The sequence below is a fragment of the Ruegeria atlantica genome (assembly GCF_013032455.1).
Lineage (GTDB): Bacteria > Pseudomonadota > Alphaproteobacteria > Rhodobacterales > Rhodobacteraceae > Ruegeria > Ruegeria atlantica_B.
On sequence record NZ_WQCF01000015.1, the window covers coordinates 51,033 to 62,477 of the forward strand.

Annotated in this window: 13 protein-coding genes, 1 other RNA gene and 1 riboswitch; of the genes, 9 read left to right on the forward strand and 5 right to left on the reverse strand. The window is 58.5% G+C overall.

Annotated features, from left to right (window positions below):
* The first annotated feature begins 26 nt into the window (after positions 1-26).
* Positions 27-125: signal recognition particle sRNA small type (ffs, locus tag GOW93_RS18990), an RNA gene on the forward strand.
* Positions 126-163: 38 nt separating this feature from the next.
* Here the strand turns inward: ffs and GOW93_RS18995 are convergent.
* The gene (locus tag GOW93_RS18995) at positions 164-1,021 is read right to left on the reverse strand and encodes an alpha/beta hydrolase family protein (protein ID WP_170387680.1); all 858 of its coding nucleotides are present in this window, start codon (positions 1,019-1,021) and stop codon (positions 164-166) included.
* A gap of 135 nt (positions 1,022-1,156) precedes the next feature.
* Positions 1,157-1,377: riboswitch (cobalamin riboswitch) on the forward strand.
* Positions 1,378-1,461: 84 nt separating this feature from the next.
* Here GOW93_RS18995 and GOW93_RS19000 point away from each other — a divergent pair.
* Positions 1,462-1,869, forward strand: a complete 408-nt coding sequence (locus tag GOW93_RS19000; protein WP_170387682.1) for a hypothetical protein — start codon at positions 1,462-1,464, stop codon at positions 1,867-1,869.
* A gap of 1 nt (position 1,870) precedes the next feature.
* Here the strand turns inward: GOW93_RS19000 and GOW93_RS19005 are convergent, their stop codons facing one another.
* Entirely contained in the window at positions 1,871-2,365 is a 495-nt protein-coding gene (locus GOW93_RS19005; protein ID WP_170387684.1) for a protein-tyrosine phosphatase family protein, read from the reverse strand.
* 133 nt (positions 2,366-2,498) lie between these two features.
* On the opposite strand from GOW93_RS19005, the gene GOW93_RS19010 reads away from it, so the two are divergent.
* From GOW93_RS19010 to GOW93_RS19025, 4 genes are all read left to right on the forward strand, one after another.
* Entirely contained in the window at positions 2,499-4,256 is a 1,758-nt protein-coding gene (locus tag GOW93_RS19010) for a DNA polymerase III subunit gamma/tau (protein WP_170387686.1), read from the forward strand.
* A gap of 92 nt (positions 4,257-4,348) precedes the next feature.
* The gene (locus GOW93_RS19015; RefSeq protein WP_170387688.1) at positions 4,349-4,693 is read left to right on the forward strand and encodes a YbaB/EbfC family nucleoid-associated protein; all 345 of its coding nucleotides are present in this window, start codon (positions 4,349-4,351) and stop codon (positions 4,691-4,693) included.
* Between the two features lie 64 nt (positions 4,694-4,757).
* A complete protein-coding gene (recR, locus tag GOW93_RS19020) occupies positions 4,758-5,351 on the forward strand; it encodes a recombination mediator RecR (protein ID WP_170387690.1) in 594 nt (197 codons plus the stop codon).
* Between the two features lie 495 nt (positions 5,352-5,846).
* The gene (locus GOW93_RS19025; protein ID WP_170387692.1) at positions 5,847-6,335 is read left to right on the forward strand and encodes a hypothetical protein; all 489 of its coding nucleotides are present in this window, start codon (positions 5,847-5,849) and stop codon (positions 6,333-6,335) included.
* On the opposite strand, the gene GOW93_RS19030 is transcribed toward GOW93_RS19025, so the two are convergent.
* Positions 6,332-6,973 (reverse strand): ribonuclease T2 family protein, encoded by a 642-nt coding sequence (locus tag GOW93_RS19030; protein WP_170387694.1) that lies wholly within the window; start codon positions 6,971-6,973, stop codon positions 6,332-6,334. The two genes, GOW93_RS19025 and GOW93_RS19030, sit on opposite strands and share 4 nt — an antisense overlap.
* Positions 6,974-7,103: 130 nt before the next feature.
* Between GOW93_RS19030 and GOW93_RS19035 the strand changes: the two genes are divergently transcribed.
* Both GOW93_RS19035 and GOW93_RS19040 read left to right on the forward strand, forming a co-directional pair.
* Positions 7,104-7,865, forward strand: a complete 762-nt coding sequence (locus GOW93_RS19035) for a DUF1013 domain-containing protein (RefSeq protein ID WP_170387696.1) — start codon at positions 7,104-7,106, stop codon at positions 7,863-7,865.
* A 52-nt stretch (positions 7,866-7,917) separates the two neighbouring features.
* Positions 7,918-8,310, forward strand: a complete 393-nt coding sequence (locus tag GOW93_RS19040; RefSeq protein ID WP_170387698.1) for a hypothetical protein — start codon at positions 7,918-7,920, stop codon at positions 8,308-8,310.
* 38 nt (positions 8,311-8,348) lie between these two features.
* On the opposite strand, the gene GOW93_RS19045 is transcribed toward GOW93_RS19040, so the two are convergent.
* The gene (locus tag GOW93_RS19045) at positions 8,349-9,377 is read right to left on the reverse strand and encodes a permease (RefSeq protein WP_170387700.1); all 1,029 of its coding nucleotides are present in this window, start codon (positions 9,375-9,377) and stop codon (positions 8,349-8,351) included.
* Positions 9,370-9,678 (reverse strand): ArsR/SmtB family transcription factor, encoded by a 309-nt coding sequence (locus GOW93_RS19050; RefSeq protein WP_170387702.1) that lies wholly within the window; start codon positions 9,676-9,678, stop codon positions 9,370-9,372. The genes GOW93_RS19045 and GOW93_RS19050 overlap by 8 nt, the downstream gene beginning before the upstream one ends.
* 133 nt (positions 9,679-9,811) lie before the next feature.
* Here GOW93_RS19050 and GOW93_RS19055 point away from each other — a divergent pair, with 133 nt between their 5' ends.
* Complete coding sequence (locus tag GOW93_RS19055; RefSeq protein ID WP_170387704.1) at positions 9,812-11,272, forward strand: PLP-dependent aminotransferase family protein; 1,461 nt, start codon at positions 9,812-9,814, stop codon at positions 11,270-11,272.
* Positions 11,273-11,445: the final 173 nt, after the last annotated feature.

Consider the following 11,445-nt stretch of genomic DNA (forward strand, 5'->3'; position numbering starts at 1 on the left):
CCCCGGTCATTGCCTATATCGACCGATGAGAGGTTGGCGCGGGCGAGCGCCTCGCCAACCTGGTCAGGTCCGGAAGGAAGCAGCCACAACGAGCCCCGCTTGGGTCGATGTCCAACCTCTCACTTCAATTCCCCAACATATTCGCACCAAACGGGCCAGTAGATTAGTCGATCAACCGCGGCCAGACGGCCGCGCTGCGACGCGCGAAAGCGCCGATATGGCCAACCTTGGGCAAGCCGAACTCAGCCGGTGACAGCAGATGGCGACGTGCATTGGGCCCATAAAGATCAGCCAGTCGCCAAACCGCTTTTGGCGGAACAACGTCGTCATCCTCAAAAGTAAACAAATCCACTGGCGTATCCCTCTGCGCCCAGCGTGCCTCGGGCAAAGTAACGCCGATTTCGGGCAGGTAGTTGCGCGGCGCGGTGCACCAACTGCGCCATTGCCAATAAACACTAGCGGGCAAGTCCGCCCCGAACCCCAACGCCTTGCCGGGCAAATAACCCAGAGCTTTCACCGCCAAGGGTTCGTGGCCGTACCAAAACAGCAAAGCCAAAGCTCTGTAGGGCCAGGGATGATCTGACACTGTAACCGGGCCGGAACAGACACAGATCATGCGATCGATCTGGTCAATATCGGGTTGAATCGGCCCCAGCATTCCGCCGACGGAATGGCCGATGCTCCACTGCTGCGCGTTGGGGAATCTCCGCCGCATCTCGGCCCGAGCGGCGGGCATGTCGATCAATGCCCAATCCGCCATCGTGGCGTGTGAATTCTTGGGCGGCCCCTCAAGCGAATGACCAAAATCTCGATAGTCATAAGTCAAGCTGGCCATGCCCCGATCAGCAGCGAGCCAGCGCGCAAAATGCTGATAGTAATCCCGCGGCACGCCGGTCGCGCCATGGATGATCACAGCGGTCTGGGGCTCGTTCACCGGCAGGTACAACCGAGCCGACAAATTGGTCGAACCTGATTGAAACAGAAAGTCCTCGGTCAATACGGCCTTTGCGTTGTCCAGCATGTCGCCCTCAATCTGAACTAATCAGTTCACCCCTGCAAACCGCACGGTTCACCCCTTCAGGTCAATCCCGTTTCAGCATGACCATACGTCCGCTCGGCCATGGTCAATGGCCGCTTGACTCAAACCACCCGAACCAATTAGCGATAACGTGATGGTTCCCGTCCCCGGTTTCGGGGCGGGATGAAAAGGGAACGCGGTGCGATTCTGCTCGGTTATGCCGGAACGAACCAAAGCCGCGACTGCCCCCGCAACTGTAAGCGGTGAGCAATGCCGAAACACCACTGGCCACAAGGCTGGGAAGGTTGGCAAAGCAACGACCCGCAAGTCAGGAGACCTGCCATCGAACGAAAAACCGAAACTCGGGCGGGGTGTCCGGGCAGGTAGTCAGTACGCTGTCACACCTGATCTATGCCCCTCGTCCCACGCGCGGAGGGCGCAATATGATCTGGAAGACAAGGACACACCAATTCACCGCAACGGTCTGCCAACGTACCGGAGAAAACTGCCCGGCACTAGCGCAGATGGCGCGCGCTGTTGTACAGGCGATGGACACCGCCGCCCTTGCAACGACCCCTGAGTTTGAGTTCGACGGCAGTAGCGACCTGACCCATTGCGCCGAAGGCTGCACCGCACGGTTCCGAGCGCAAAAAGACCTGATCCGCGTCTTTTGTGGCACAAGCGATGATGCGTCACTCGAATCGCTAGACGACTACGCGGATATGTTGTTCGGCCCTGACATGGTCATGCGCCCTGCGGGAATGTTGGCCGCACCGCCCTGCGCCATGCTAGAGGTCACGGCGATTCCCTCCAAGCCGGTAGCCCAGACAGAACAACAGCTCGCGCTATAGACTAGCCGCTTGTCTGCGGAAGGCTGGCCCAATCCATTTGGCCATCGGTCTCGACGGCGCAGGGCCGCACTGCTCGCAAACGGTTCAACGCCGTCTCTGGGGATTCGCCATGCTCGACCATAAGGCGCAGGGCAATCATCCCGGACCGGCCACAGCCGCCCCGGCAATGCACCAGCACCCGCCCCTCGCGTGACAGAATGCGAGTGGCCGCTGCGCTGACCTTGACCCAATCGGCGTCAGTTGCAGGGGGTGGTGTCCCGAAATCCGCAACCGGCAAATGAGCCCATTCGATATTGTGCGCACGCAGGTCATCACCAAAACCGCCTGCGCCCTCCTGCTGCATTTCAAACTCGGTAGTCATCGAGATCACAAGATCCGGCTGCCAGTCGCGAATGGCACTGAAATCCCGCACATACCCCCCACCACGTCCCGGCAGCGGCGACAGGGCGACGGTGCCGTTTCCCACGCGTACAGCGTAAATTGCAAACTGGCTCACTCCGGGTCCTCCTCAGACACAGCTTGTAAGATGTGCAAACTGCCCTGCAAACCGAAATTCACCCAAGCCTGCTGTGGACGCGGGGCGCAGGGGTCTCTACGCTGCATCGGAACCCGAATCCGACAGAGCAGACATGAACGACACGCCCAGCCCCGCCTATCAGGTTCTTGCCCGTAAATACCGTCCGGAAACCTTTGCCGACCTCGTCGGCCAGGACGCGATGGTGCGCACGCTGAAAAACGCGTTCGAGGCCGACAGGATCGCTCAGGCTTTCATCATGACCGGTATCCGCGGCACCGGCAAAACCACCACGGCGCGGATCATCGCCAAAGGCATGAACTGCATCGGGCCCGACGGCGAGGGCAAGCCAACGACCGAACCCTGCGGCCAGTGCGAGCATTGCGTGGCCATCATGGAAGGCCGCCATGTCGATGTGATGGAAATGGACGCCGCCAGCCGCACTGGCGTGAATGATATTCGCGAAATCATCGACAGCGTCCGCTATCGCGCCGCCAGCGCGCGCTACAAGATTTATATCATCGACGAGGTCCACATGCTCTCGACCAGCGCCTTCAACGCGCTGCTTAAGACGCTTGAGGAGCCGCCCGAGCATGTGAAATTCATCTTCGCCACCACCGAGATTCGCAAAGTGCCGGTTACGGTGTTGTCGCGTTGTCAGCGGTTTGACCTGCGCCGCATTGAGCCTGAGGACATGATCGGCCTGCTCAGAAAAATTGCAGCCGCCGAAAATGCTCAGATCGCGGATGACGCGCTGGCACTGATCACCCGCGCAGCGGAAGGTTCGGCGCGGGATGCGACCTCGCTGCTGGACCAGGCGATCTCACACGGGGCTGGGGAAACCAGCGCAGATCAGGTGCGCGCGATGCTTGGCTTGGCAGATCGCGGGCGCGTGCTGGATCTTATGGACATGATCCTGCGCGGCGACGCTGCGGGAGCGCTGACCGAACTGGGCGGGCAATATGCCGAAGGCGCCGATCCGCTGGCTGTGCTGCGCGATCTGGCCGAAATCACCCATTGGGTATCGGTTGTCAAAATCACGCCGGATGCAGCGGACGACCCCACCGTATCCCCGGACGAGCGGGCGCGCGGTCAACAGATGGCCGAGGCCCTGCCGATGCGCGTACTGACCCGCATGTGGCAGATGCTGCTGAAAGCGCTGGAAGAGGTCTCCGCCGCACCGAACGCTATGATGGCGGCTGAGATGGCCGTGATCCGCCTGACCCATGTGGCCGACCTGCCCAGCCCGGAAGAGTTGATCAAGCGGTTGCAGGATACTCCGCCACCGCCAAATGGCGGGCCCGGTGGTGGGATACCGGCACCATCTCATGCGGCCGTTCAACCTCAGCCAACAGTGGCGTCTGCTTATGCAGCACCCGCCAGCGGCGGGTCCGGCGGGCCAAGCGCCGCTTTGGCACAGGATGCGCAAGCGGCTCTGGCACGCTATCCAACCTTCGACCACGTGGTCGAACTGATCCGCGCAAACCGGGATGGCGTTCTGCTGGACGAGGTCAAACGATCCTTGAGGCTGGTTGCCTATCAACCCGGTCGCATCGAGTTCCAGCCGACCGAGCGTGCCTCCGGCCAACTGGCTCAGCGTCTGGGCTCTGCGCTGCAACGCTGGACAGGCAACCGCTGGGCCCTGACCGTCGTCAATGAAGGCGGTGGCGAGACGATCTATGAAAGAGAAAACGCAGCAGAGGAGGCGTTGAAGGCCCAGGCCCGAGAGCACCCTCTGGTGCAGGCAGTTCTGGCCCATTTTCCGAAGGCGCGGATCACAAACATAGAAACGCCGGAACAACGCGCCGCAAAGGTAGAAACCGAAGCCCTGCCCGAAGTCGAAGACGAATGGGACCCGTTCGAAGAGGAATAAACCGCCCCACGGTCAACTCGAAACCCTCGACCCTTGTGCCGCGCGTATGCCGACCGTATTTAGGCGGCAAATAGATTTACAGGAGAATACCGATGCTAAAAGGACTCGGCGGTCTGGGCGACATGGCCAAGATGATGAAATCCGCACAGGATTTGCAGACCAAAATGACCGACATGCAGGAAGAGTTGAACAACCTGATGGTTGTTGGCGAATCCGGTGCTGGCCTCGTAAAGGCCACCGCCACCGCCAAAGGTGAACTGAAAGGTTTGGACATCGACCCGTCGATCTTCAACGGCGACGACAAGGAAGTTGTCGAGGATCTGATCCTGGCTGCCATCAAGGACGCACAGACCAAAGCCGCTGAGCGGTCTCAAGCCGAGATGGCAAAACTGACCGAAAGCATGGGCCTGCCCGCAGACATCAAGCTGCCTTTCTGATAGGCATTCCTGACGAACACCGGGCTGGGCACCCCTGCCCGGCCCCTTTGCAGGAGCCCGCGCCGTGAGTTCGAACAGCGATATCGACAACCTGATCGACCTGATGGCCAAACTGCCCGGCCTCGGCCCCCGCTCGGCCCGTCGCGCAGTTCTGCATCTGATCCGCAAGCGCGCCCTGTTGCTGACGCCGCTGTCGGACGCGATGCAGCAAGTGGCCGTCACCGCCCGCGAATGCCTGAACTGCGGCAACGTCGGCACCACCGATATCTGCGACATATGCGATTCCGAAGCCCGCGCAACCGGAGAGCTGTGCGTGGTCGAGGACGTCGCCGACCTCTGGGCGATGGAGCGCGCCGGGGTCTTCAAAGGCCGCTATCACGTTCTGGGCGGTACTCTGTCCGCGCTGGACGGCGTCGGCCCGGACGAACTGCGCATTCCCCGCCTCAAGGATCGGGTTGTTGCCGAGGGGATTACTGAGGTCATACTTGCCCTGAACGCCACTGTCGATGGCCAAACCACCGCCCATTACATCGCCGATCAGTTGGAGGGGCAGGTTCGCCTGACCTCACTGGCGCAAGGCGTGCCGATTGGCGGAGAGCTTGATTATCTGGATGACGGGACGATTACGGCGGCGCTGCGGGCGCGGAAGGAGTTATAGACGCATAGTTTTAATGCTATATTGTCATTTTGTTTGTTTTATTACTATCGGAAATAACTTGGTATTTGATTTATGTACCTAAGCGAACTTTCTATAGAATTCTTTGTGAATTTGCTGTTCGCAGTACCGGCCGTCGCGGTAATCTTCGGGTATTTTCAGAAACTAAAATGGCTCAAGACTGCGGTAGGGTTGCAGGCTGTTGTGATGGTGATCAGCCTTGCCGCGATGTACATCGAAATAGAAACAGGTCGGTGTCGTAATTGCACCGGAATGGAGGAGCTAACGTTCCTTGTCTTACCGGGTTTTTCGTGGCTTCGGCAGGAGCTAGCTTTAGCGTCTATGCTATCGTTCGCTGTATTGCCAATCTTTGGCATAGCAACCATGTCGACACTTCCCGATGATTACGTTTAGTCCATAGAGGTGTAGTCTGCCGAGCCCGAGTTCAGTAACCTACAAGAAACCAAAAATTCACAAATCACATTCTGGGAAATTGTAATGAACCGCCTTCTCGCTTTCACCCTCGCCGCCTTCACCGCAACCGCTGCCCTGTCTCAGGAACTGATCGACAAGGGCTTCGTCGAAGGCTGGAACATCATGATGGACCCCGCGCTTGGTAACGGATGTCTGATCCAGACGGTGTATCAGGACCTCTCGGTCGTGCGGCTGGGATATGATGCCTTGGGCAATCGCGGATATTTCGTCGTCTACAACAAGGCCTGGGGCGACATCAAACAAGGCGAGAGCTACCCGATCAGGTTCGAACTTGACGGCAAAAGCTTTGATGCCACCGCCATCGGGTTCAATAAGGGCCGTGTGCCCGGAGCAACCGTGTTTTTTACCGACCGAAGTTTCGTCGCCGCCATTGCGCAGAACAAGACCATGACCGTCTACAACCCCGCAGGTGAAGTGGTCATGGCGATCGACCTCAATGGCACCGCCAAGGCGCTGGAATATGCACGGGACTGCCAGAGCGGTGAACTCTAACGAATCGGGTCGAACAGCGCGTCCTTGGCTGTGCAATCGCGTATCACGTCCCGGCCGCATGGGACGGGTTCAAGATCAAGGGACAGGCACAAGCGGACTTCTTCGATATAACCCTGGTTGCAAGTGACCGTGATCATGTCGCGTTCAAGGTTGGGATTGGCCTTTAGGAACGCCTCTTCGACGACAGATGCCGGAAGTTTGACCTGCGCATCCAGCTTGCGGAAAATCGCCGGGCGCGTGATGCCTTCGTAGGCACGCCGCGACAGGGCATAGTAGTCTACCGCTGAAAGCCCCGAACAGGTGCCGTGCTTCTTCCACTGGTGCCACGCCAAACCGGATGAACCCTGAATATCCGTCATTTCACGCGTCATGGTACGCGACGGAGGTGCCTCGGGCGTGCGGCAGAAAGCAGGCCAGCCTTGATGAAACTGCGGCCACAACCCGTGCAGAATCCAGCCGTGGTCATGCCGCGCGTCGCATTGGTCCGACCCGCGCGCATCGCCTTCGCGCGCGCACCAGTTGGGTGACCAACTAAGCGACAGGACGTAGTAGTCGAATTCGCCAGCCTTCTCTCCGTCGGCCTGCGCGGCCAACGTACCGAACACCCACAGAACCAGCGCCAAAACCCACCGCAGCATTCGCCTCTTCCCTTCTTGCCTTGCCGCGACTATATAGGCCCCAAGTTCCCCGACAACGGAAACCTGCCCCAAGACAACGGGGCCGCCGAATTACGGCGACGGGACAGATGTATTTATAGGAGACGGGCTGATGGCAAAACCGCTTATGGCCAAGGCAACAGCCGTATGGCTGGTGGACAACACCACGATAAGCTTCAAGCAGATCGCGGATTTCGTAGGGATGCACGAGCTTGAGGTGCAAGGTATCGCGGACGGTGACGTCGCCGCTGGCGTCAAAGGCTTTGATCCGATCGCTAACAATCAGCTGACGCAGGAAGAAATCGACACGGCGCAGAACAATCCGCTGCACAAGCTGAAGCTTAAGTTCAACCCGGCCGCCTCAGGCGAAGAAAAGCGCCGTGGTCCGCGTTACACGCCGCTGTCCAAGCGTCAGGACCGTCCGAATTCGATCCTGTGGCTGGTCAAGTTCCACCCCGAACTTAGCGACGGCCAGATCGCCAAACTGGTGGGCACCACCAAGCCGACCATCCAGTCGATCCGCGAGCGGACGCACTGGAACATCTCAAACATGCAGCCGATCGATCCGGTTGCCCTGGGCCTGTGCAAACAGTCTGAACTGGACGCGATCGTGCAGAAGGCTGCTGCCAAGAAAGCGGCCGAAGGTGGCGTCATGAGCGATGACGAGCGTCGCAAGCTGGTTTCGACAGAGCAGTCGCTGGAAATGGACGCTGCGCCTAAGATTCCAACTGCCATTGAAGGCCTTGAAACCTTCTCGCTGTCCGACGAACCGACAGAAGAGAAAAACGAAGAGCCGATTATCGACGCCGACAGCTTCTTCAACCTGCCCAAGGGCGGGGCCGAGGATAAAGACGAAGACGATCTGCGTCCTTAATGCTTAGTGAGCCCCGGTCCGAACGGACCGGGGTTTTTTTCGCAGGTAATCCATGCTGACCATCCTTTCCAATATCTTTGGCCCGCACCGCGCCGTATCGATCTATGCGTTTCTGAAAACCTGGGGTTTGCTGGTGGTCGCCATTGTTGGCACCATTACGATCGCAACCGCGCTTCTGGTGCTTAACGACAATGGTTCGCACGAGCATGACTCGTACCTGACCGTCTCGGTTCTGTCGGCAACTCCGGTGAACGGAGATCTAAAATACGGCGTCCTTGCTTCGGTGCAGTTGCCCGATGGCTCTACCACTTCCATTAACGAGCCCAAAGAGCATATCGCCCGAACCGTCGGCACCACAGCCTGCGTAGAAAAACGTGTCTTCGTAGACAGCGGAGAGGCACGATATAGGTTCAAACTGCCGAGCCTCTGCGAGGCCAGCCAATAAGCAAAACCGCCCGGAAGTTCTTCCGGACGGTTTTTCCTTCAGATCATTTGAAACAGGATGCCGGACATGATCGCTCCGGTGATCCCCAACCCCAGATAGGTGGCAAAGACCTTCGGCTTGACCAGCGACCAGACCGCTGCCATGGCCGGGATCGAGCTGACGGCCCCTGCCACCATGAACGACATCGCCGCGCCAGCGCTCATTCCCTGTTCTGTCAGCCCTGCCAGAAGTGGCGGCGCAACGTAGGAATTCAGATAGGCAGGCATCCCGACCAGCGCCGCGATCACGATAGGTACGATACCTTCTCCCCCCACCACACGGGCGATCAGATCGGCAGGGACATAGCTGACCAGAAGCGCCTCAAGCACATAGGCCAGTGCCAGCCATTTCAGCAGGAACAACCCGTTATGGACAAACTCGGATCGGAACCGCTGACGACGCTCGGGCTCCTTCCAGAAACGCCAGACGGGTTTGTCATCTTGTTTTGGTCCGCACCCACAGCAGCTAGCCGGTTTGTACTCGCGCAGAGGCTCGGCAAACGCACCAGAACGAGTCAGACCCCGAACGACAAAGCCTCCGAATAGCCCCAGCGCAACTGCGGCTACGGCCTTGCCGATCGCAAAGGGCCACCCCAAAGCACCAGCCGTGATCAGCAAAGTCGGAGGGTCAATCAAAGGCGAACTCAGCCAGAACGCCATTACGGCAGACAAAGGCGCACCCAAGGCCAGCAATCCGGCAATGAATGGAATGACTTCGCAAGAACAGAACGGAGCCAGCCCGCCAAACAGTGCGGCCAACAGGATCATCCGCGTCTCGCGCCCTTCAAAGGCACGCGCCACCATCACCTCAGCCCCTGTCGCCTTGAGGTAGGACAGCAGCAAAACGGCAAACAGGATGTACTGGCCGGTATGGATCAGCGCCTTGCCAGCAAATGTGACGACCTCACCCCAGTTACCGGGGTCCAGAACAGCCACGACGGCTAGAATTGCCACGATCAATGCCCATGGGGTTTTAACCAGATCAAGCACCCTCACAGACACTTTGGGATTTTGCGTCAGCTCAGCCATCGTTTGCGGCCTTTCCCACTTCGTCGACGCAGCATTCGGCAAGAATGAACTGCGCCAGATTTCTCAACTCGTCATAGCAGGCACGGTTGATCGTGCTACGCCCGACTTTCTCTTGTTCGACCACCCCACCCGCAGCCAAAAACCGCAGATGATGGGCCAGGGTTGACGGGGCGATCCCCGTTCGCTCCTGAATTTCACCAACTGTTAGCCCTGCCTGACCCGCTCGGACCAAAGTTTTCAGAACCTTCAGCCGGGCCTCGGACCCCATGGCCGAAAATCCTGCTGCAGCGGCTTCCCACATCTTTTATCTCCATTAAACTAGATTTCTAGTTATTTAGTTTATTATTTTTCGCAGATCAAGCGCTCAGTTACAAAATCTCGGAATTTTCGTAAGTCCAGATTGCCCCCGAAATAAGTCCAAACTATAAGGTCCTATGGCAATATCGGTTGACACATTCTTTTTGGAACTCAACGGGCAGGGCACCCTGCAGGCGCAGATTCAGCAGATGATTGCAGAGGGCATTCTGTCCGGGCGTTTTCACGTAGGTGAAAAGCTGCCCTCTTCGCGCAAGCTGGCGGCGCATCTGGGAATCAGTCGAATAACTGTGACGCTTGCGTATACGGAACTGCTGGCCAATGACTACCTCACTGCAAAGGGGCGGTCGGGCTATTTCGTATCGCAAAACGCGCCTGTGCCGCCAAAATACTCACCAGTGCAGCGCGGCACTGAGACGGTCAATTGGGACAAGGCACTGGCCCGCCGTTTCTCGGGCGGGAACATGCTGTCAAAACCTGCCGACTGGCGCGACTACCGCTACCCTTTCATATACGGGCAGGCCGATCGCACTCTGTTCGACCACGCCAATTGGCGCCTCTGCGCTGTGCGTGCACTGGGCCACAAGGATTTCGATTCCCTGACCGGTGATTACGTCGATCAGGATGATCCGCTGCTGGTCGAATTCATCGCTCGCCATACCCTGCCACGCCGGGGCATTGCAGCCCGCCCCGAAGAGATACTGATCACCATGGGGGCCCAGAATGCACTTTGGCTGGCATCGCGCGTATTGCTAACCCACAACCGTACCGCCGTGATTGAAGACCCGTGCTACTACGCCCTGCGCTGCTTGTTGGAGCAATGGGACTGTAACGTCACCGCCTTACCAGTTGATCGTGACGGCCTGACACCCGATGCGCTGCCCGATGAAACCGACGTCATCTTTACAACGCCCAGCCACCAAAGCCCGACAACCGCAACCATGCCTGTCGAGCGCCGAAACCAGTTGCTTAAACGGGCGCATGAGTTGGATGCGATGGTGGTCGAGGATGATTACGAGTTCGAAATGGCATTTCTGGGGTCCCCCTCACCAGCGCTCAAGTCAATGGACCGCGATGGTCGCGTGATCTATATTGGCAGCTTCTCAAAATCCCTCTTTCCGGGCCTGCGGTTGGGATACATCGTTGGATCAGAACCCTTTATCCGCGAGGCGCGTGCGCTGCGCTCGTTGGTGCTGCGCCACCCGCCGGGACACATTCAGCGCACGGCCGCATATTTCCTATCGCTTGGTCACTACGACGCCCAAATCAGGCGCATGTCAAAGGCCCTGGCGCAGCGGCGAGAGGCGCTGGATGAGGCGGTGGAACAATACGGTCTGACGGTGGCCGGACGTGGCATCATGGGGGGGTCATCGCTGTGGATGTCGGCCCCCGAGCATGTCGACACGGCCCAGTTGGCGCACAGCCTGCAGGAACAAAGCGTCCATATCGAACCTGGTGCGCCTTTCTTCTCGGGGTCAGATCAACTGCGAAACTTTTATCGTCTCGGCTATTCCTCGATCCAGCAGGATCGTATCAAACCGGGGATCAAACTGATCGCTGATGCAATCCGTGCCAGATAGCACCTAACTGGACCTAAATCGCCTCTTGTTCTGGCCCTAACGCCACTCTGCCCCATGGTCCACAACCGTATGCAAAGGCAGAGTGAAGGGCTCTGCTATTCCACACAGACGCGGAGATCACACCAATGAAGATGACGACGGAAGAGGCTTTTGTTAAGGTTCTGCAGATGCAT